The organism is Candidatus Eremiobacterota bacterium (genome assembly GCA_031082125.1).
GTDB lineage: Bacteria > Vulcanimicrobiota > CADAWZ01 > CADAWZ01 > Ess09-12 > Ess09-12.
Window position 1 is genome coordinate 298,628 of sequence record JAVHLM010000001.1, and the last position, 21,165, is coordinate 319,792.

Annotated in this window: 20 protein-coding genes; 9 read left to right on the forward strand and 11 right to left on the reverse strand. The window is 55.8% G+C overall.

Annotation, left to right across the window (positions count from 1 at the left end):
• Positions 1–28: 28 nt before the first annotated feature.
• The 4 genes from RDV48_01140 to RDV48_01155 form a co-directional block, all read right to left on the reverse strand.
• On the reverse strand, positions 29–430 hold the full coding sequence (locus tag RDV48_01140; GenBank protein MDQ7821376.1) for a PilZ domain-containing protein: 402 nt from the start codon (positions 428–430) through the stop codon (positions 29–31).
• Complete coding sequence (locus RDV48_01145; protein MDQ7821377.1) at positions 431–1,051, reverse strand: GGDEF domain-containing protein; 621 nt, start codon at positions 1,049–1,051, stop codon at positions 431–433.
• A gap of 191 nt (positions 1,052–1,242) precedes the next feature.
• Positions 1,243–1,635, reverse strand: a complete 393-nt coding sequence (locus tag RDV48_01150) for a hypothetical protein (protein ID MDQ7821378.1) — start codon at positions 1,633–1,635, stop codon at positions 1,243–1,245.
• 39 nt (positions 1,636–1,674) lie between these two features.
• On the reverse strand, positions 1,675–3,159 hold the full coding sequence (locus RDV48_01155; GenBank protein ID MDQ7821379.1) for a protein kinase: 1,485 nt from the start codon (positions 3,157–3,159) through the stop codon (positions 1,675–1,677).
• A gap of 233 nt (positions 3,160–3,392) precedes the next feature.
• Here RDV48_01155 and RDV48_01160 point away from each other — a divergent pair, with 233 nt between their 5' ends.
• Together RDV48_01160 and RDV48_01165 are read left to right on the forward strand one after the other, a co-directional pair.
• A complete protein-coding gene (locus RDV48_01160) occupies positions 3,393–3,761 on the forward strand; it encodes a hypothetical protein (GenBank protein ID MDQ7821380.1) in 369 nt (122 codons plus the stop codon).
• Positions 3,762–3,767: 6 nt separating this feature from the next.
• Positions 3,768–4,559 (forward strand): aldo/keto reductase, encoded by a 792-nt coding sequence (locus RDV48_01165; protein MDQ7821381.1) that lies wholly within the window; start codon positions 3,768–3,770, stop codon positions 4,557–4,559.
• Here RDV48_01165 and RDV48_01170 read toward each other — a convergent pair.
• Together RDV48_01170 and RDV48_01175 are read right to left on the reverse strand one after the other, a co-directional pair.
• Positions 4,556–4,945 carry a hypothetical protein gene (locus RDV48_01170; GenBank protein ID MDQ7821382.1) on the reverse strand — a complete coding sequence of 130 codons (390 nt, stop codon included), beginning with the start codon at positions 4,943–4,945 and terminating at the stop codon, positions 4,556–4,558. The two genes, RDV48_01165 and RDV48_01170, sit on opposite strands and share 4 nt — an antisense overlap.
• On the reverse strand, positions 4,942–6,534 hold the full coding sequence (locus tag RDV48_01175) for an RDD family protein (protein MDQ7821383.1): 1,593 nt from the start codon (positions 6,532–6,534) through the stop codon (positions 4,942–4,944). Before RDV48_01175 ends, RDV48_01170 begins: the two co-directional genes overlap by 4 nt.
• A gap of 188 nt (positions 6,535–6,722) precedes the next feature.
• Here RDV48_01175 and RDV48_01180 point away from each other — a divergent pair, with 188 nt between their 5' ends.
• Positions 6,723–7,409, forward strand: coding sequence for an MBL fold metallo-hydrolase (locus RDV48_01180; GenBank protein MDQ7821384.1), 687 nt, complete (start codon positions 6,723–6,725; stop codon positions 7,407–7,409).
• A 3-nt stretch (positions 7,410–7,412) separates the two neighbouring features.
• On the opposite strand, the gene RDV48_01185 is transcribed toward RDV48_01180, so the two are convergent.
• Positions 7,413–9,158: a clostripain-related cysteine peptidase gene (locus RDV48_01185; GenBank protein ID MDQ7821385.1), complete on the reverse strand. Its 1,746-nt coding sequence runs from the start codon at positions 9,156–9,158 to the stop codon at positions 7,413–7,415.
• A 218-nt stretch (positions 9,159–9,376) separates the two neighbouring features.
• Here RDV48_01185 and RDV48_01190 point away from each other — a divergent pair, with 218 nt between their 5' ends.
• The 3 genes from RDV48_01190 (at position 9,377) to RDV48_01200 (ending at position 12,559) form a co-directional block, all read left to right on the forward strand.
• Positions 9,377–10,027, forward strand: coding sequence for a thermonuclease family protein (locus RDV48_01190; protein MDQ7821386.1), 651 nt, complete (start codon positions 9,377–9,379; stop codon positions 10,025–10,027).
• 21 nt (positions 10,028–10,048) lie between these two features.
• Positions 10,049–11,014, forward strand: a complete 966-nt coding sequence (locus RDV48_01195) for a DUF2950 domain-containing protein (GenBank protein MDQ7821387.1) — start codon at positions 10,049–10,051, stop codon at positions 11,012–11,014.
• Between the two features lie 117 nt (positions 11,015–11,131).
• A complete protein-coding gene (locus RDV48_01200; GenBank protein ID MDQ7821388.1) occupies positions 11,132–12,559 on the forward strand; it encodes a serine/threonine-protein kinase in 1,428 nt (475 codons plus the stop codon).
• Positions 12,560–12,597: 38 nt separating this feature from the next.
• Here RDV48_01200 and RDV48_01205 read toward each other — a convergent pair whose 3' ends face one another.
• Positions 12,598–14,127, reverse strand: coding sequence for a M48 family metalloprotease (locus RDV48_01205; GenBank protein ID MDQ7821389.1), 1,530 nt, complete (start codon positions 14,125–14,127; stop codon positions 12,598–12,600).
• Positions 14,128–14,449: 322 nt separating this feature from the next.
• On the opposite strand from RDV48_01205, the gene bglX reads away from it, so the two are divergent.
• Positions 14,450–16,723 (forward strand): beta-glucosidase BglX, encoded by a 2,274-nt coding sequence (bglX, locus tag RDV48_01210; GenBank protein MDQ7821390.1) that lies wholly within the window; start codon positions 14,450–14,452, stop codon positions 16,721–16,723.
• Between the two features lie 8 nt (positions 16,724–16,731).
• Here bglX and RDV48_01215 read toward each other — a convergent pair whose 3' ends face one another.
• Together RDV48_01215 and fabG are read right to left on the reverse strand one after the other, a co-directional pair.
• Positions 16,732–17,316, reverse strand: coding sequence for a hypothetical protein (locus tag RDV48_01215; GenBank protein MDQ7821391.1), 585 nt, complete (start codon positions 17,314–17,316; stop codon positions 16,732–16,734).
• Between the two features lie 122 nt (positions 17,317–17,438).
• The gene (gene fabG, locus RDV48_01220; protein MDQ7821392.1) at positions 17,439–18,179 is read right to left on the reverse strand and encodes a 3-oxoacyl-[acyl-carrier-protein] reductase; all 741 of its coding nucleotides are present in this window, start codon (positions 18,177–18,179) and stop codon (positions 17,439–17,441) included.
• Between the two features lie 200 nt (positions 18,180–18,379).
• Here fabG and RDV48_01225 point away from each other — a divergent pair, with 200 nt between their 5' ends.
• Together RDV48_01225 and RDV48_01230 are read left to right on the forward strand one after the other, a co-directional pair.
• Positions 18,380–19,543 carry a hypothetical protein gene (locus RDV48_01225; protein MDQ7821393.1) on the forward strand — a complete coding sequence of 388 codons (1,164 nt, stop codon included), beginning with the start codon at positions 18,380–18,382 and terminating at the stop codon, positions 19,541–19,543.
• A 17-nt stretch (positions 19,544–19,560) separates the two neighbouring features.
• Entirely contained in the window at positions 19,561–20,034 is a 474-nt protein-coding gene (locus RDV48_01230) for a polyhydroxyalkanoate synthesis regulator DNA-binding domain-containing protein (protein MDQ7821394.1), read from the forward strand.
• Positions 20,035–20,040: 6 nt separating this feature from the next.
• Here the strand turns inward: RDV48_01230 and RDV48_01235 are convergent, their stop codons facing one another.
• Positions 20,041–21,153 carry a homoserine O-acetyltransferase gene (locus RDV48_01235; GenBank protein MDQ7821395.1) on the reverse strand — a complete coding sequence of 371 codons (1,113 nt, stop codon included), beginning with the start codon at positions 21,151–21,153 and terminating at the stop codon, positions 20,041–20,043.
• Positions 21,154–21,165 lie beyond the last annotated feature (12 nt).

The following is a 21,165-nucleotide window of genomic DNA, read 5'->3' on the forward strand; positions in this document are numbered from 1 at the left end:
TTTTTCCTTTTCGCGCTCCCGGGCCCCATCAGGCAGCGGAGGCTCCCAGCTCAGCCTGATAGCGGATAAAAGAGAGATATCTCCTTATGAGACCCTTAATCTCAGGGGAGAGGGAGAGAAACTCCGCACCGCACTCTGAAATGCTCCTGCGCTGCCGGGACCATGCTATCCTGAGAGGGAGAAGAAGGGAGGTCCCGTTGTAAAATATAAGCACCTCACCGCTTTCCACAGGAGGCAGGTGATGTTCCAGGGCCATTTTTATCCCCCTGAAGCTTATGTCGATGATCCTTGCCTGATGGCACCTGCCGCCATAGGTAAAATAAAATGAAGTCTCGCCAAGGGGAACTCTGGCGGCATCACGTTTTTCAATGACCAGTTCCCTGCTGAAATACATCTCGTCAACTTCATCAAGCACTTTCTTCACACTCATCTAGTTCCCCCCCACACGGGCATGAAGTGCCGGTGTCATCCCGGCACTCACACGGTTCCTGCCCTGTCTTTTTGACTGATAGAGGAATTCATCGGCTTTCCTGAAGACCTCTCCGGCCCCTCCAGGGCAGCGTGAGATCCCCGCAACTCCGGCACTCACCGTGATGCTCAGTGGATGACGGTCATAGACAAAAGCCTGGCCGGCGATGGAATGCACAATCCGCCAGGCGACTCCTGCCGCCTTGTCCTCTTCCGTTTCAGGCAGCAAGATAACAAACTCGTCGCCGCCATAACGCACACAGACATCATAGGCTCTGAGGGTGGTCTTCAGGCAGCGGGCAACGGCTCTTATCACAGAGCTCCCTGCGAGATGGCCGAGGGAATCATTGACTGCCTTGAGATTGTCGATGTCTATCATCACGAGGGAGAACTCGCGGCCCTTTTCCTGGAATCCCCTGATCTCCTCTTCAAGCCGCTTCCCAAGGTAGCGTATGTTATGAAGGCCCGTGAGGTCGTCAAGATTCACCAGCTCTCTCAGGGACCTGAGCTCCTCTTCGAGCATCCCTGTGCGCTCTCTCAGCGCCTGGATTTCCTCCAGATAACCCTGTTCTCTGTCTCTCACGGCGGACCCCTCCCCCTGGCACCCTTCGGCTTCTCTCTTCTGTCTCCATTATAATTCCAGGGGTCTCCATGGGAGTGTATGTTTTGGCACAATTGCCGTTAACAATATATGAACGTCATGTTAACAAATTGTTTCCAGGCTGGCCCTGCCTCACTTGTGCCGCCAGAAAGCCGGACTGTGCTGTTCTCTGGTTACTTTGACTGGTAAAATTCCCGGCCTATCTTCCAGTATCCGTTTTCCAGAACCATTGTGACGCTTCCCTTGCATTCTTTTTTCGTCAGTTTCTCTTTTCCGACCACTATCAGCCTCATATCCTTGCCATCGGGAATCCTGTTTACGATAAAGAGATCGACGGGTGCGCGGCTCTTCATTTCTTTGAATGCCTTCTCCCTGTCCTGCATGTCCAGCTCTTTGAGCCTGGCGCTCGAGAGGCATGACGAGATATCCTTGATGCTCTTCGCACTTTCCAGGGTAGCCAGGTACTTCACATAGGCTTCCGACGGGTCGTTGGCACTGCATGATATCCCCGCTGCACAGAGCCATAGTATCACAGTCCCGAGAATCATCGCACAGAATCTGAGCATGGAATCCTCTCCTTTCAGTCTCAGGTGTTTTTTAAAAGGTTATTTTTCCTTGGGCTCTTCCTTCACCTTGATGGTGTCCATCACCTTGATCAAGGAGTTGATGAGCTCTATCTTTTCCTCCTGGGCCTCTTGGGGCAATGAGGAAAGGAGCTCCAGCTCTTTCTTGGAGTCTTCTCCACCCTCTCCCGGCGCCCCGGGGGAAGGTGAATCGCTTTTGCCCGGGGGCTCTGTCACCTTGTTCTTTTCAAGCCATCTCCTGAACTCGGTGACATGGGCTTCGTTGACGATGATCTTCACGGGCGCGGGAGCCTCGGAAGGATGAGGGGGCTTCTCGGCCTGCATGGATGACCGGGCTTTTCTTCTTTCAAAGGCTGCCGGGGTTCTTTCTTCAGGCTTTACACTCCCTTTTTCATCGGGGTGCGCGGGCTTCCGGTCGTCAGGGTGCACGACAGGCTTGCGGTCATCAGGGTGCACGGGCCTCCGGTCATCGGGATGCGAGGGCTTCCGGTCTTCCGGGTGGACCGGTACCTTATTGTCTGGATAAGACGGCACCTTATCACCGGGATACTTCACCGGTGCGGCAGCGGGGTATGGCGGGGGCACGGCAATGAAATCGGCCCATGGGAGCACTTCCGTGCTCATCCTGAGAATTTCAAGGACCTTGCCTGCCGAAGGGGGAGGGCCTGACTCCCAGCTCACCATCGAGGCAATGACTTTCCCGAGATAACCGGGAATCTCGCCGGCGCCGCTCCTCAATGACTCCAGAGAAGCCTTTGAGAGTGATTCGGGCTTTTCGCCCTTTAAAAGGCAGAACATGAGAAGCCCGATGGAATAGAGATCCCCCCGGGGCTCCTTCCAGGCAGCCTCTCCTTCAGGGGAAAGAAATCCCCCGCCAAGGAGGCTCTTTCCACGGGGAGATGAAAAGCCCGGCAGGGTCTGGCCGAGAAGTGTCACCTCGCCCTCGCGTATCATGATATTTGCCGGATTGATGTCGCCATGAACCTGCACAGAGCCTCTGGTATGGAGATATTTCAATGTCTCCAGGAGCTGCCTGATAAAATCAAGGACCTCCTGAAGGGGGAACGTCTTTCTTTCTCTCATCATCGTCTCAAGGGTAGTGCCATCATGATAGGTCATGACAATAAAATAGGCTTCCTGGCCGCTCGAGGGATCAGGGGCAGAAAAAAAGTCAAATACAAGGGGAAGGCCCCGCTGATTCAGCGTTGAAAGCGTTTTTCCAAGGTCCTTGAAGCGCTCCTCCTCGGCAAAACGCTCCTTGATAAGCTTGAGGTCGGCAGGATCGGCTCCGGAGGGGTAAATCCTCTTCACGGTCACGATACTTCTGTCGCGGAGGCTTCTGGCCTTGTAAAGGGCCACTCTTCCGCCTGACTTGATTTCGGCGAGAATCTCGTAGCGGTTATCGATGACAGGGCCTACAGGGCCTCCGGGAGCCATCTTCTCCCTGCAGTCGCTGCAGATGTTCTGTTCTGTCTGCTTTCCGCAGAATTCACAGTGAAACGTCATCTCCCGGCACCACCTCACACTGGCATGGGGCATGAAAACCCCGGTGATATACTGCCACACATTATGCTTTCATGCATAATGATGCCGTCAGTTATGCTCTGGAGTATTATTGTAACTGAAAAGGGGAGAAAAAGCAAGAAACTCCCCGGGACCCTCAGGGAAGACAAAGTTTAACCAAATGGAAATATCCTTTTCCTCTGTGCCATGCTATAATATTTTCCAGGGAAGGTCATATGCAGATAGAGCGGTCTGGCTTGTTTTCTTCACCGGGGCCACCCCTCAGCGGAAAGCCCCTGAAGGGCGGCGAAGGGCTCCTCAAATCACACCGGGACAAGGCGCTCATGGATATGTACGAGCGCTACCGTGAAAGTGCGGAACAGGCAGGAATATGGGACCGCCTCGGCCACAACGGCTTTTTCAGCGATTATGCCATTACGAATGCTCAGGAATATCTTGCTGACGGTATCATGTTCTACACGAAGGGCGAACGTTCGAGAGAAATCCTTAAAAAAGCCGATCCTTCCCTTTACGGGTATATCAGCGACCTCATGGCTCTCCGCCCCGGAGAGGCTGCGCCGCGGGAACAGGCTCCCGGGAAGTAACACTCCATGTACACGGCTGACCTTGCGAAAAACACCTCCATCCCCACGAGAATCCTCGGCAAAACAGGCCTCCCTGTCACGTGCATCGGGCTCGGTGGAGAGGGAGTGCTCAGAACTTTCGGCAAGACCTCAGAGGCCGTGAAGGTCATCCACAGGGCCCTGGATATTGGAATCACTTACTTTGACTGCGCCAGGGCTTATGCAGGGAGCGAAGGGTATTACGGTGCCGCCCTGGGAGCACGGCGTGACTCAATATTCCTCACGAGCAAGGCTTTTGAGCGCTCAAGAAAAGGCGCCATGGAGCAGCTTGAAACGACGCTTTCCACAATGAAAACCAGCTACCTTGACCTGTGGCAGGTCCATGATATAAGAAAATATGGGGAGCTTGAAGAGATCTCGTCACCCGGCGGGGCGCTGGAGGCCTTCGTGGAGGCCAGAGCCCAGGGGAAGGTGCGCTTCATCGGCGTCACCGCTCATTATGATGCTTCTGTCCTCAAGAAGGCCCTTCATCTTTTCGATTTTGACACAGTGCTGATGCCTCTCTCGGCTGCTCATCCTCATTTCAAGCCTTTTCTCACCGATGTGCTTCCCATTGCGCTTGACAAGGGCATGGGAATAATTACGATGAAGGTCCTTGGCGGCACTTTTGTACCTGAGAGGCGCACCCCGGGGGAAGTAAAAAAGCTTATCACCTACTCGCTGTCCCTCCCGGTCTCCACAATGGTCATAGGCTGCAGCAGCCCGGGAGAGGTGGAGATGAACGCGGGCTTCGCAAGGGAGTTCAAGACCCTCCTCTAAAAAGCGCTGCCCAAAAGCCAGAAAAACCTGCACCACCACAGCGCGAAGATCAGGAAAAGCAGAGAGTAGAACACCGCAAGACCCCAGGCCCAGAAGGCCATGAACCTCTCGCGCCTGAGGAAAGAGCACACTATAAGAACTAGGGCTGAAATAGTGGTCGAGGTCATGAAAAACTGGTGGATCATATTCCCCGCACTGAGTAAATCCTGAATTCCGGGAGGTGTTATCCACCGGGCATAAATAAATATATGGGGAAAGATCCCCCTGAAAAGGAACCTTTCATTTCCAACCACAAAAAGAAACACCAGTACCATCGCGGCAGCAAAGGCCGCACCGGGGGCAAGTATGCTGGCACCGGCCTCTTTTGAAGGTTCCTGTTCGCTCATCGTCTCCCTCCTCCCGGATAGGTGAAGGCCTCGAGGATCCATCCCTTCAGAGTGATCATCTCATCGGGGCCCTGGTTTTCTTTACTACGGGCTTTCTGAAGGAGCGCCCGGGAGATTGAGAATGAGCCCTTCATCTTCCACTCTCTGGAGAGCCTGGATGCCGCGGAGAGGCATTCAAACAAGAGAATATCATTGAAGTTCTTGTCACCACACATGCTGTAATTCCAGGGAGCTATATCAAGATCTTCGATGACCATGGAAATCCCGTCGGTTTTCACCTCCATGAAGGCCTCCGCTCTCTCCCCCTTGCCCTTGATTACAATAATCTTCCGGTCTTTGAGATCAGACCACTTCCGGTATTCAGACGCGGGAGGAGACCCTGCCCGGAAAGAGCCGCCATCGCCGATAAACCGGCGGATATCAATGTCCATGTAAGGCTTCCACTTCTGCCAGAGACGGCCGCCCCTGGCTTCCCGCTCCCGGGCATCTCTCCTCCACTGCTCGGGGATGTTCACCAGATCATCTTCCCTGGGAGATGGGGGAGTTTTCTTCTGCTCCCCGTCACGAAGCCACATATCATGGGCCTTGAGAAATTTATTCCACGCGCTGATATCCTTGAGGGGAGGCTCCTTCACCTGCCCGCAGAGAAATCTCAGTCCCGCCTGCCTATAATGCGACGCCAGGAAAAAAGCATTGGAATGAAGGGCGGTGAAATATGCCGCAGCATATATGAGGATCATCGTGGCGGCGCCGGTGGCCCAGTAAAAGGCCTTGCTCTCCCTGTGCATATTTTCCTGCTGCGTAAGGACACTGTTGACAGCCTCGGTGAGATGCGGAGAAGGCGAACGCTCCGTAATGCATATCTTTCCCCGCAAATTCAAGGCAAAATGAACTCCCACCAGCGACAGAATAACTGTTGCATAAAGGATCCAGAGTGTCCTTGACGGCGCTATTGCCAGCACATAGCTGATCTGGGAAAAAAAACTTTGATAGGATGAGCGTTCCAGGATCTCACTGGAAAAGATTATCAGAGGCCCGGGACAGGGAAGGGAGAAGAGGGCCAGGCAGGCAAAGCAGACTATTCCGACCACAAGTGCAAAGGCGCCGATTGATAAGAGCCTGGGAAGAGGCGCGAAGGCGTCGGCCGGGAGAGAGGCACCGGTGTTAAGAGCCCTGATCTTCATCATCCTGTCATGCCACATGCCTTTCTCACGGTCCCAGAGCATCCTGAATGCCGGGAAAATGAGAGGGTAGGAGATGCAGCATTCAAGCATCAGGTAGATAAAAGCAGCAATGAAATTGGGCTTTCTCCCCTGTGAGTCCACGAGTTTCACTTTGAAAAGCCACCGCCCCAGAGAAAAGCCCGTGCAGGCGATAAATGCGGCTTCAAAAAACTTGAGAGATGCAAGGCCAATGCAATGAATCCAGATAAAACCTTCATTGATCCCGGGTCGTGAGGAGAGCGGAAACATCTGGGTCATCATAAAAAAGGGGAGCGTATCCAGGAAAAAGGCGGGGAAACGGAGACAGAGTGGGGCGTCCTGTGCTGCCGGCTTATCCTGGGGGTCTTCTTCTGGAAATGAATTCATATTCTCACCTCGTCATCATCAAGAGAAAGATTCTTGAGGGATCCTCACTTTCCTCTCCTCAATGATTCTCTTAAAACCGGCATTATAATCATGTCCGCGAGAAAGGAATGGCCGGGCTTCCGCCCCGAAATGTCCTATATAGCAAACAGTGGCCTGGCAGCTGTGCGATGTAAAGGAGTGAATCAGCCATGGCAGAAGCCTTACAGGAAATCATCCCCATAACCACAGGGTTCAGCAAGGCCTTCCTGATACGGGGGCAGGGAAATATCCTTGTCGATACGGGAGCCGGCAAAAGCTTCGAGATAATCGGCAAAGCCCTGGAGGCACAGAAACTCAGATTCACCGACATCTCCCACATCTTCATCACCCACTGCCACCATGATCACCTGTCGGACCTGGTAAAAATCTGCGTAGCCTCGGGAGCCCAGGTAGCGGTGCACCGCCTTGAAGCGCCGAGCCTGCGCGGGGGAAGAAATGCCGACGTAGTCCCCGTCACCTTTGCGGGAAAGCTCTTCCTGCTCCTGGCGAAGCTTCCTCCCATAGCAGACAGCCTTCGCTTCACCGGGATCGAGCCCCACCTCCAGATAGACAGTGAGCTCTCCCTTGAAGAATTCGGCATCAGGGGAATGGCCATCCATACGCCGGGCCACACGCCAGGCTCAGTATCATACCTTCTGGAGGGCGGTGAGGTAATCATCGGCGACCTGCTCATGAGCTGGAAGCCCGGGGGAAAGCCTCAGTATCCGATGTTCGCCACGGACCTGGAAGCCCTCCGCGGGAGTATAAAAAACCTCCTGGACCGCGGGGCCCGGATGTTTTATCTCTCCCATGGAGGCGTCTGTGAAGCTTCTGAGATAGAGAAGCTCCTGAAATAATCTTTATTTCCCCGGGGCAGGCTGTGTCATGTGCGGGCCCATGGCATTCACGAAGTCCTTCCAGCCCTGGGGCGCGCTGCTCTCGGGGAAAGTGGTCATCTTGTTCTCTTTGAGGGTTTTATCCAGCTTCTCAAGATTCGAGATGGGAAGCTGTATTGAAAGCCCTCCGGCTCCTTGATAGCTGCCGCTCGTCGTGACGGCCGGCACCGCATCTCCAAGCCTGTCAAGCACCTCCCGGGCAGCCTGGCGGACTTCCTGTGCCTTAGGCGAGGCGCTCGCCTCCTGGCTCACTTCACCTTTCCCCGTGGAAGTGTCTCCATAGCTTCGCAGGATGTTCTGGGCAAACTGCTTCAGGTCGCCCATGCCAAGCTTCTGGCCCATGTCGCCGGTGACACTCCCCTGGGGATACATGGGAGTGTTTTTCACTGCCTCAGCGATGCCTGCTGTTCTACCGGCTTTTGCCTCTTCCGCAAGCAGCGTCCCGAAGGTATCGACGCTCTTTCCAAAGGCCGGCACCTTCTCCATGTCCACCAGGGCCAGGGTGCTCAGCATGGATTTCTCCTTGCCATGCTTAATCATCGATTCCCCGAGCTGCTTTGCGTCTATCTGCCTCTCCTGGCCTGCGGGGCCCTGGGCGAGCTGCTCATCGAGGGCCTGTTTCATCAGATCAGGCAGGATCCCTGCCGCGACCGATTCTTCTGACACGATTACGTAACGGGCATTGGGGAAGGTGCCCAGGATGGCTTCCACGTTTCCTTCAAGGCAGGACTCCACCACGAGGAGATCAACGGGCCTTCTGGCCTGCTCGGTGGCGTCATTGAGGATCTTGGAATATTCCTTGAAGTCGAAGCCCGCCGATGAATGGTACGAGAGGCCGTGGCCCACCATGTGGACCACCGTGGTGCTCTTGGGGTACTCCTTCATCTGTGACGCGATGAAGTCGGTGAGGGCCTTCGCATCGGGCTTGAGGGCCTCGTTCTGCGACACGACTTTCGAGTCAATGGCGCCGGTGGTGTTGGGCTGCACATTATAGACCCTGGTCCCGTTCCATACGGGCTCACCAGAGGTGAGGTCCGCTGCACCCGAGACTATGTTTCTCAATGCCTCAACGCCCAGGCCGCTCTTTGCAATACCGTAAGAGAGGACACCGCCGATTCCCATGAGAAGGAGCCCCGCCGCTGCCGACTTCTTCCGGGATATGGCCCAGCCTCCGATGGAGGGGGCAAGGATCATGAGGCCCTCGGCACCGCCCGTGCCTATCTTTACGTAAGGATTCCCCGTATCGCGCACCATCACGGCATCCACCTTCACACTTTCTCCCTGTGCAGATTTGATGTTCTCAAGCTGCTGCATCTCGCTGGTGGCGAAAGGCTCTATGATATGCTCGCTGGCGTCGATATGGGAGATTATGTGGGCCGCAGGGTCCTTTGCCCTTTGCGGAGCTTCGGTATTCGGCATGACCCGCTCGACGGCCGGCGGGGACATCTGGGCATTCACTGCCACCGCCGACGGTGGGCCGGTGAGGCTTCCCGCCACGAGGCCGGTGAGCAGGAGGGCTCCCGAGACGACATCGCGCCAGTTGGTTCTTTCCTCGTCGGGGATATCGGCAAAAAACCGGACGGCTGATGACTGAATCTCCACCTGGTCCTTGGGCTCGCCCGTCACGTCGAGCTTTTCAGGAAAACGGGGCTTTCTCTCCCCCATCGGCTGGTGAATCATCTGGTGTGATGACATATCCTTGATGTTCATATCGTGCTCCTTCCGGGCATACCTCTCCCTGCGCTGTTCTGGTTTCTATTGTAAGCAAATCCGGGGGAAAATTCTACAGGGGCCCGGTAAACGATTTGTTAATATTCAGACGGGAATTGCCTGGGGAGCGCCGGAAGACATCCCGCGGCAGGATTCTTGAAGGATTTCAACGATGACTTCCCTAATCTCAAAAGAGAGAAAGATAGGGGGGGATTGCCTTGAAAAAAACTGCGTTCTTGCTGCCGATTCTGTTTCTTTTCCTCGTCTCAGTTGCCGTTGCCCAGGAATACACGGGGAAGGTGGTGTCAGTGATTGACAGCAGCAATATCTCCGTGGTGTCCAACAGAGGCGAGGCAGTCGTGAGGCTGAGCTGCGTGATGTCCCCTGTTGCAGGGCAGCCCTTTGCAGAAGAGGCCCAGAAGTTTCTGAAGGATCTGATACTCGACAAGACCGTGGAAGTGAGCGTGTCATGGATGGATCATGACAGCCGGCAGGTGTCGAAGCTCACCATTGAAGGGAAAAATGCCGGGGTGCTTCTTGCCGGCGCTGGAATGGCCTGGTATGACCGGCGCCACGGAGAGGACGGGGCGATTGCCCAGGCCCAGGCTGAGGCGAAAAGCAGGGGGATCGGCCTGTGGTCAGAGCCTGATCCCGTTGCTCCATGGGAATTCCTGACTGCCCGGAGGGGCATTCTCCCTGACAGGACGGGCACGCCGACAGGGGCAAAAAACAGCAGCTACGGCTTCAATATCCTCGAGAACAAGGGTGATGTGGGGACCTCATGGGAAAAGTCCACCATCCTCTTCAGCACCAGTCCCTATTATGGTAACTGGAGATCCTGGGGAGGATACAGCAGGTATGGTTATTGATACGAGAAAGGAGAGAGCCTTATGAAGAAAATGTTTCTTTATCTCATAGCGGTAACCGTCTGTGCGCTCATAGGGTCCGGATTCCTGCAGGCCGGTGAGGAGGCCCCTTCAAGCGCTCCCGCGAAGCAGAAAGTATTCTCCAATGACGGCGAAGCAATCGGGATGCTGCTTGATGCCCTGAAGACGAGCAGCGATGAGAAGCTTATCGAGCTCTTCGGCGCAGAGAACAGGGACCTTCTGATGAGCAAGGATAAAGTGCGGGATGCCTCCATAAGAAAAGAGCTCTACCTCCTCGCCACTGAGAAGCTCGTCAAGGAGCATAAAGGAAATGACAAAATAGTGTTCTTCCTGGGAAAGATAAAATGGCCCTTCCCCTTCCCGCTGGTGAAAGAGGCGGCGGGATGGCGTTTTGACAGTGCGGCGGGGAGGGAGGAGCTCCTCACCATGGAGATAGGTAAAAATGAGCTCAATGCCATCGCCTGCTGCCGCCTCTACGTGAAAGCCCAGAATGAATATGCAGACAAGGACAGGGACACCGATGACGTTATTGAGTATGCCGGGAAATTAGAAAGCTCCAGGGGAAAGAAGGACGGCCTTTATTGGCTTACCGATCCTTCAAAGAAAGAGGAGCTCTCCCCCCTCGGGCCCGCGCTTGCCGAGTCAGAGAAATATCTTGCGAACAGCAGGGAGTCTGACCCTTATTACGGCTATTACTTCAAAATCCTGACACGGCAGGGGGCACAGGCTCCTGGAGGGGCTTATGACTATACTATCAACGGCAACCTGGTGGCAGGCTATGCATTGATAGCCTACCCTTCCGAGTACGGCACCTCAGGAATCCAGACTTTCATAGTCAATCAGCTCGGCAAAGTCTATCATAAGAACCTGGGAAAAGACACCATGAAAATCGCCGGGGAGATAAAGGAATATAATCCCGATAAAACCTGGAAGCTTGTGCATGAGAAGGGGATGCTTGCCACCGACTAGGCAGTGTCTGCCCCCATTCACCCTTATCTGCCGTGCGGTCTTCTCATTGCCCGGGAGCAGGATCAGCCAATGAAGCAAAGCAAAGGGAAAAATTCTGGAGAAGAGAACTAAGCCACCATGCTCAAGCACGGCGATGTGGTGAACCAGCGGTACAGGGTGGCCAGGACCATCGGCGGCGGCTCGTACGGCACGGTCTACATGGTAGAGGACCTCAATGAACCCGGTAAAGCCTGGGCCATGAAGGAAGTGGTCGAGGCGAGCCTTCCCGAAGAGGAGCGCGCTGACGCCCGCGAGATGTTTTCCCGCGAGGCGGCAATACTCCAAAAGCTCGATCACCCCGGCCTCCCCGCGATGACCGACTTCTTCTCCCAGGGGGACTGCCACTACCTGGTGATGGAGTATATAGAGGGCGACACCCTCGAGACCCTCTTGAAGATCCATGGGAAGCCCTTCACTTCAGACGAGGTGCAGAAATGGGCCGTGCAGCTCGCCGCCATCCTGGACTATCTCCATGGGCAGAAGCCCGACGCCATCATATTCAGGGACCTGAAGCCCTCGAACATCATGGAGAGCAGCGACGGGTGGGTCAGGCTCGTTGACTTCGGCATCGCCAGGTTCTTTGTGCCGGGGAAGGTGAAAGACACCTTCCTCATGGGAACGCCGGGCTTCTCTCCTCCCGAGCAGTACGGCTCCGGCCAGTCTGACGAGCGGGCCGACATTTACTCCCTGGGCGCTACCCTATATTATCTGCTTACCGGCGATGATGTGGCTTCCTTCAGCTTCAAATTCCCGCCCCTCTCGAAAAAGGCGCAGGTGCCGCCCTGGTTTGAGAAAGTCGTGATGAAGTGCCTCGCGCCCAACCCCGGCGAGCGCTACCAGTCTGCGGCTCATGTGCTCTCGGACCTCGAGCATGAAGCCTTCGGCACCGTCCCGCCGAAACGCCCGCAGGGACCGGCAAAAATAACGCCCGGGGGACCTGTGGCCATTGCTTTCAACGCCGTGCTGAGCATTTTCTGGCTTTTTTTCATGGTATCATTCATCGGCTGCATTGTTATCGGGAAATCGATCTACCTTTTGGGCATTATCCCGGTGTTCATCCTTATGGGAGCAGGCATCTCCCTCGTTTCCACAAGGTTCCTGGGCCAGCCCCTGCAATGGTATCCCACTACACTCCTCGAGGTGATAATCATATTCATCATACTTGTCATCCTGGGCTCAGCCCTTGTCCCTCATACGAGCAGGCCCAGATATCTCGGGCAGCTCACTGCCTGCAAGTCAAACCTCAAGAGTATCGCTACAGCTCTTGACATGTACCAGTCCCATGAGGGGAAATACCCCCTTAAGCTCCGGCAGATAACGCCTCACTACCTGGAAGACCTTCCCAGGTGCCCGGCGGCGGACTCCGGCCGCTATGGCTACTGCCGTACAAAGGCTCTCGATCACTTCATTGTGTACTGCAAGGGCAGAAATCACGAAAAAGCGGAAATCAACGCTGATTATCCACAGTATGATTCCGTGAAAGGCCTCATAGAAAACAGGCCATGACCGCCCGGGGAGCGGGGAGCCTTACAAGACATGAGAATCTAACTGCCGGGAGATGAGGGCGCTTTGATGCCGAGAGCCTCAAGCCTCTTTTCAAGCTCCGGCATCTTCGAGGTATCCCTGACCGCTTCCTCAGCCCACTTGAAGATCTCGCACTCCTCGCCCTGGAACCTCACCGAGAGGCTCTTTCCCACGGCAGTCTGCCATGTTCCTCCCTTTTCGGTGAGGGCGGCGCCCGTCACCATGGCAAGCAGGCTCATAAGGAAGCTTTGCGCCAGTTCCTTTACCTCCCCGGGGGGAGTCCCCGCAGGGGCCTTTCCCCCGATGATCCTTTCGGCCAGGACCACGATATCTTCTCTTTTTATCTCATCCATGAGGGTGATGAGTATCTCGCAGGGGCTTTGAGCCTTTTTGTAGGCTTCTCTCAGCTGTTTCAGGTACTCTTCTGAATAGCGCCGGGCCCGGGGCACATGGACCTCATGGGATACGTCATCCCATTCTATGGGGACAAGCTTCTTTTCCACGGGGATTGAGGAGGCCATGAAAGTGGAGACTTCCACTTCTGCCGCCCTGGGATCCTTGAGAAGCGAAAGGGCCGGCTCCTCTTCATCCTTGATATGGGGATCGGGGAGGGACTCCGCGTAGGCAAGGCGCTCTGAAAGGGAAGGATGCGTGTCATAGGGATCAGTCTTCTGCTCCATTATGGCCTTCTCGAGCTTCTCTTCAAGCCCCTCGTCATGATGGCTTTTCATATAGGTCCTGAGGCCCTGGTAGAGATTTGAAGGGAAGCGCCCTTCCTCGATTATGGGCGCCATCTCGTTGTCCAAAAAGCCACTATACAGGAGGCCGGCCTTCATCTCGCTTCTAAGGCCCGCGATATGGGCCTCCTTCCCCGCGATCTCCACCGAGGCCCTGTCGGCGGCAAGCTCCTGCTGCCGCGAGATTGAATGGGTGATACGCAGGAAGAGCATGGCATACCACTCGAAGGGCTTGGCGAGCCAGCTGTCTCCCAGGTTCTCCACCACACGGATCATTGATTCGCGGACTCGGTAAATGAAACCGCCGAGTGTTGTGTCACCGCCAAGGTAATGGCCGAACTCGTGGGCGATGGTGGCTTTGAAGCTCCCCACGGAGTCAACGGCAAGAAGGCCAAGGCCCACGGCCATGATTCTCCTGGTGCCCATCCCCATGAAGCCGCCCACTTCGGCCACAAAGGCATTCACATCGGGGATGAGGTACACGGCGTCAGGCATCCTGGTCTTGATTTTTTCGGCAACATCCCTGATGTTCTGAAAAAGGCGGGGCTCGTCTTCCCCCCTGACCTGGGGCCCCGGGGCGACAAAGGGCGCCGAGATGAAAATGCAGCCCTTCAGGATTGAGTAGACCATCACAATGCCCACAATCAGGAGCTCCGGGTAGATCCTGTTGGCATAATGCAACTCTGCATAGGGAAGATAGATGGAAAGCGCCACAATCCCTAAGGCAAGCGCGTAAAAACCTATCATGAGCGCAATAGCCACGGCTGCCCTGAAAGCAAAGGAGGGCGCTCCCTTTCTTTCACTTTCTGCCATAGACGTCCTTGCTCCTCTCGTAGGATAGAGACCTCCCCCATTGTTCCCTGAGAAGGCCCTCCCATTCCTCCACAAAGAAAAAAGGCCTTACGGCCTCGGCACCGGGGAACAGGCGGCAGGGGCATCCCGCTTCCCCTTGCGGAGTCGCGGTTCAGGAATCGAACCTGAGAAACCAGCGAAGTAACCCCTGCCTACACCACCGGCACTGGTCCCATTATAACCTCCCCCGCAACTTTTTGCAAGAATCGGCAGCAGGAGGTAAGTTCTTTCTTCTTTAATTTCCCATAATACCATGGACCCCATTGAACTGCCGGAGGAACCATTGAAAAGAACCGCCATAATCCTTGCACTTGTTTTTACCCTTATGCTGTCCAGTCATGCCGCCGCGGGGAACGCCCCACCCCTTTATAAGACAATCTTTCAGAGAGCCGGGAATAACACCGGTGCAAAAATCGAGGCCCTGCTGAAAGAGATGACCCTCGAGGAAAAGATCGGGCAGATGTCCCTTCTTGCCTGTGGATGCGAAGTGGCAGTCTCCGGGAAAAAAGTGTCTTATAAGGACGAGATAAGGGCGGGAAAGGCAGGAGCCCTCTTCGGCGCCTACACGGCAGAGAAGACCAGGAGCCTCCAGCGTATCGCCGTCGAGGAGACACGCCTGGGCATCCCTCTCCTCTTCGGCTTTGATGTCCTCCATGGCCACAGGACCATCTTCCCCATCCCCCTTGCCGAGTCTTGCAGCTGGGACCTGGAGCAGATGGAGCGTGACGCCCGCATAGCGGCCACCGAGGCTTCCGCCGAGGGGCTCCACTGGACTTTCGCCCCCATGGTCGATATCGCGCGGGACCCCCGGTGGGGCCGCATCGCTGAAGGTGCAGGCGAGGATCCCTGGCTGGCCTGCCAGATAGCCAGGGCGCGCGTGAGAGGCTTCCAGGGAAGGGATCTCAGCGCCGATGACTCGTTGCTTGCCTGTGCAAAGCACTACGCGGCATACGGCGCCGCCGAGGGAGGCAGGGATTACAACACCGTGGACGTGTCCCTCCGTGCGCTCCGGTCCATATACCTTCCCCCTTTCAGGGCCGCCGTTGCCGAAGGGGCTGCCACGGTGATGACGGCTTTCAACGAGTTTGACGGCGTCCCCTGCACGGGGAACAGCTTCCTCATCAAGGAAATCCTGAAAGAGAAATGGCACTTCACGGGGTTTGTCGTGAGCGACTACGCGGCAATCAATGAGATGGTGAACCACGGCACGGCAGCCACTGAAAGGGACGCAAGCGAGGAGGCCGTCAACGCCGGCGTCGATATGGACATGCAGAGCTCCGCCTACAGGGCCTTTCTTGAAGGGCTGGTAAAAGAGAACAGGGTATCCATGGAGACCATAGACAGGGCAGTGGCAAGGATTCTCACGGCGAAATTCCGCAAGGGCCTCTTTGATGACCCTTACCGCTTTTCAAGCGAGAAGAGGCAGAAGGAGCATGTCCTCAGGGACAGCTTTGCAATTGAAGCCCGCAGGGCAGCCGCGAAGTCCATGGTGCTCCTTAAAAACGACAAAGCGCTGCTCCCCCTGGCAAAAGGAGTGAAGACCATTGCCCTCACCGGTCCTCTTGCCGACGACAGGCCCGCTCTTCTCGGAGGCTGGAGCGCCGCAGGCAGGGGAGAAGATGCAGTCTCAATAAGAGAGGGTATGGGGAAGAGGTTCAAAGGCACGGCACTGCTCTATGCAAAGGGTTGCAGCATAGAGGGCGAAAGCCGTGAGGGTTTTGCGGAAGCCCTGGCCATGGCCAGGAGGGCCGACGTGATCGTCGCCTGCATGGGAGAGAGCGCCGCCATGAGCGGTGAGGCTGCAAGCCGTGCCTCGCTCGACCTGCCCGGAGTGCAGCGCGATTTTCTCATGGAGCTGAAAAAAACAGGAAAGCCCATCGTGCTGGTCCTGATTAACGGAAGACCGCTCACCGTTGCCTGGGAGGCCTCCCATACTGACGCCATGCTTGAAGCATGGTTTCCCGGCATCCAGGGAGGCAATGCCATAGCTGACGTGCTGTCGGGCGACGTGAATCCCTCGGGGAAGCTCACCGTCACATTCCCGCGGAGCCTAGGCCAGATCCCCCTGGCTTATGACGGGAAGAACACGGGGCGCCCCTTCGATCCCTTCAACAGGTATACCTCGAAATACCTGGACATGCCCACCACGCCTCTGTTTCCTTTCGGATACGGGCTGAGCTACACGGAGTTCCGGTATTCACCGGTGACGCTCAGCTCCGATGAGCTCCACCTCGATGACGTGCTCACTGTCTCGGTGACAGTGAAAAACATGGGGAGATTCGACGGGGAAGAGATAGTGCAGCTTTACCTCCGTGACCTTGTGGGGAGCGTGACGCGCCCCCTGAAAGAGCTCCGGGGCTTCAGGAAGGTCCTGATCCCTGCGGGACGGGAGCGCCCTGTCACGTTCACCCTCTCGGCAGAGGATCTCGCTTTCTATAGAAGGGATATGAGCTACGGCGCCGAGGAAGGGCAGTTCGAGGTCTTCGTGGGCCCCCATTCCCAGGAAGGGGAAGGCGCCTGCTTCACCCTCAAGGGGAGCGCCACTTTTCCTGAATAGGAGCCCTGTTAAGGTTCCCGGTTTTTCCTTATCTTCACGCCGTCAATACCGACCCACTGCTCTTCATCGAGGATTCCCGCGCTCTCCTGCTGGGGTGCCACTCCCTGGGCCAGCTCATGGAATTCTTTCTGTGACTCGGCATCCTTGGCTTCCTGAGCCTTGGTTCTTTCGCTCAGCTTTTCGGTGGCGACAGTCTTCATGATTCCCGAAAGGTTCTTCTGATGCTCAAGCTCCGAGATCTCGCGACTGAGGCTGTCCTTTTTGCTGTCGCCGCGGTACTGGTATATCATGGAGCCGATGCTCACGGCGTTTCCCGCGACGCCTATTCCCAGCAGCACCGGTGACTTGAAGGCAATATTGAGGGCCATGCCTAATGCAAATACCGCCACGCCGCCAAGGCCGATTTTCCTGTTGAGGTCAAGCCTTGAAGCCACCTTCCTGAGCTCTTCCGTGTCTTTCCGGGCATTGTCATCAAGATCGGCCATCCGTTGATCGAGACTGTCTATGCGCTCCCGCATCTCTTCCGCTGACATGGCTTTCCAGTTGATTGGGGTGGGAGGCGGAGGCCATCCCCCGGGCGGCAGAATGTTCATGGAGCTCCCTCGCTTCCTGGCTTCTTGACGGCATGCATGCCAAGGCTTCCGGAAATGATTATACCACAGGAGTGCCGTGAAAATCGAGCCTTTTGTGTTAACAATCCGCCACGGCGGCAGCGTTAAATCACCATGCCCCCGTCAACACCGATAACCTGACCGTTCACGTAGTCAGACTCATCGGAGGCAAGAAACAGATAGAGATTGGCCACGTCCTCAGGGACACCAAGCCTTCCCAGGGGCGTCTTGTCCTTCATCATGGTGAGCACTTTTTCAGGGAGCCCCGCCGTCATCTCTGTCTGGATGAACCCAGGCGTCACGGCATTGACACAGACGTTTTTCCGGCCCAGTTCCTTGGCCCATGTCTTCGTCATGCCTATGATGCCTGCCTTCGCGGCCGCATAGTTGGTCTGGCCTATGTTGCCATAGACTCCCACGACTGACGAGGTATTGATGATCTTCCCCTTCCCCTGGGTGACCATTTTTTTGGCCACAGCCTGCGTGCAGAGAAAGACCCCCTTGAGGTTCACCTCAATCACCTTGTCCCAGTTCTCCTCGGAGAGCTTGATGAGAAGGGCGTCACGGGTGATGCCGGCGTTATTGACGAGAATATCGATGCGCCCGAAATGCTCATGGACTTTCTGCACCATCTTTTCAACCTGCGGGGCCTTGGACACGTCAATGACTATTCCCATGGCTTCAGCACCAAGCGCCTTGATATCCGCCACAGTCTTCTCGATATTCTCTTCATTCACGTCACAGACCACCACCTTCGCCCCTTCCCTCGCAAAGACAAGGGCGGCACTTTTCCCTATTCCTGAAGCTGATCCCGTGATAATGGCAACTTTATCCTTGAGTCTCATTGGAATTCTCCTTTTCCTTTGAAATATTTTTCTTCTCAGGCATTATTTCGATAAAAAGGGCCCTTTCACCTCTGAATGGCTTCATTTCCCGCCGGTCCCGCCTCCCGGCCAAAAAATCCCTCTCTTTTATAGAGGAGGTAAGAAGAGCAATATGTAATGATTATATCCACTGCCGGACCCATCGCGAGAAAGAGAATGGAATGATGAAATCCCGCCTCGAGAGGCTACTGCAGAGACTCATCGGCCTTTGCCCCATGATGGCAGGCCTTGCGATTGCTCTTATCGCCATCCTGGCTGTCCCTTCATATGCCGCCCCTGACTGGCCCGACCGGCTCCCCACCGACCAGGAGCTTGCAAATGCCGCGCAGGAGGCGGCAGCAAGGGATTCCTGGGTGGAGCATGGCAACATCGACATGCCTGGCCAGCCGGGATCGGGAAACGACGGGTCCGTGAGGAAAAAGACCCTGAGCGTGGCAAGGATATTGAAAGTCCACAACCCTGAGCTGATGAATGATCCAAGGGAGGTGAACAACATCCATGTTGAAGCGAGCGATGCCCTGGTGCTCTTCAAGGATGTTTACGAGAGCAGTGGGCCGAGCACCGTCGGGGCACCCTACCGGGAGTCATGGTGCCTTTATATGCTGAAGTACGAAGCATCCAAGGGATTCAGCTTCGTCCAGATTGTCCCGACATTCCAGACGGCCAGGATTGTCACCAGCTTCAAGAGCTCTCCCTCCGATGAAACCCTTCTTTCCTCCATATCAGCCTTTCTTGCCAGCTATTATGACAACACTGCCATGGCCACGGGACTTCCCTACGACTCGTCAGAGAGGGCCTGGGGATTTGCCGCACCGCGCGGCGGCGACCCCGGAGAGCTCCCGCAATGGGTGATAGTCGCAGGGGGAGCTGCCGCCGTGGCCGCAGCCGCAGCGGCGATCAAGAAAGCCCTGGAGGCAGCCGCCAAGGCAAAGAAGCCTGCAAAGAAAGATGACAGGGAGCCTCCCGAGAAAAAGGAGAAAAAGAAAAAGCAGAAGCATTACATCCTCCAGCTCTCGTCCCAGTCCCTCGAGGTGGCGAATGAGAAGCCCGCCTCCCTCAGGGTGGCGGCATGGGAGGTCGATGAGTCGGGATCCTATATGCCTGCCGGCAGCGCATCGCTCCGAATCACCGTGCCGCCCCAGGCTTCTTTTCTCAGGGTCTCCCCTGCCTCGGGGACAGGGAGCCTTGATGCATCGGTTGCGCTTGCAGAGACACCCGGTGAGAATGCTGTTGAGCTCACAGTGACAGGGAGCGCCGGAAATGTGACGACCCAGGCTTCCGTAAAGGTGACCATCAAGGCAGAGTGCGAGATGGAGTTTTTCTGAAAAAGGCGGGTGTTGACATGCGATCGGGAGACCCTTATAATAGCACTATGGAACCCAGGGTAGTGACCATAAAACGCTACACCAACAGGCGGCTCTACAACATTGACGAGAGCCGCTACGTGAAGCTTGACGAGATAGCCGAAATCATAAGGAGCGGCAGCGACATCAGGGTGATTGACACGCAGAACGACGAGGACATCACCAAGCAGATCCTCGCTCAGATTATCCTGGAAGACGAGAAAAACAAGAAGGATCTTCTCCCCGCGTCGCTCCTCTACAAGATCATAAGGGCAAACGAGGGATATACCCGTGACTTTTTTGAAAATTACCTGGCAATGACCTTCGATGCCTACGAGACCTACCGCAGTGAGATGGAGCAGCGCCTCCAGACCGTGACCGACATCTCCAGGATCCCCCTTGAGCTGGGCCATATCTTCATGAAAAGCTTCGGCATGGGGAGCCACGGCCCCGCGCGGCCGGAAAAGAAATGAAAGCCCTCAGCCCAGGAACTCCCTGAAGTACCTTTCCAGGTATCCCTGCTCAAAGATGCAGGAAAGGTGGCCGTTCCCGCTGTCATAATAGGCACACCGGCAGTCCCTGATATGGCGCCGGGCCTTTTCTGCCTGAGCGGGGGTGAACATGCTGTCCGATTTGTCAATCACCATAAGGGTGCGCGCCTCTATATGGCCCAGGGCTTTCTCGTAGCTCTCGCCACCCTCCCGCAGGTCAAAAAGAGTATTCGCCTTGGCAATGTAGAGATAGGAGTTGGGATCGAAGAACTGCATGCGGGATTTCACCATGGCTTCTACCTCCTTCTCGACGAGAAACTTGCCTTTCAGGCTCCTGCGGGGATCTTCATATTCACGGTACTCGCTGTCGGCATGGGCGCGGCCGAAGCTGCGCTCCGCCCACCCCTCGGTCCTTGTGGCCATGAGCAGGTTCTTGAAGGCAAGGAGAAGGCCGTCATAGGGAGGCTCTTTCCCGTAGTAGTCTCCGTTCCTGAAGTTCGGATCAAGCATGATGGCGTCAATTCCAAGCTGATTAGGCACCATGATGCCATAAGGCCCAATCTCCGGCGTGGCGCACACGGCAATGACCTGCTCCACTTCAGCAGGGAAATGGCGAGCCCACATGAAGGCCTGAAGCCCCCCCATGGAGGGGCCCGTCACAAGTCGCAGCCTTGGTATCCCCAGGCTCTCGAGGAGAAGCTTCTGAAGCCTCACTACGTCCTTGAGGGTAAAAATCGGAAATAAGAGACCGTATTCCTTCCCCGTGAGGGGATTCACCGTTGCGGGCCCCGTGGTGATGACCTTGGGATTATGGAAATTGATATTGGCAGGGGTATCAGAGCAGATGACAAAGAAGCGCTCCGTGTCCAAGGGCTTTCCCGGGCCTATGAGGCTGTTCCACCAGCCCGGTGCCGGGTCTTCGGGAGAATATCTCCCGGCGGCATGGCCTGTGCCGGTAAAATAGTGGCATACAAGGACAGCATTGTCCCTGCTCTCCGAGAGTGCGCCGTAAGTCTCGTAGCCAATACTTACAGGGATTGCGGTGTCAGCTTCCTCAAAATGAAAGGACTCCGCGGAAAAACGCTTTTTTTCCACAATCATCGGAACCACCTC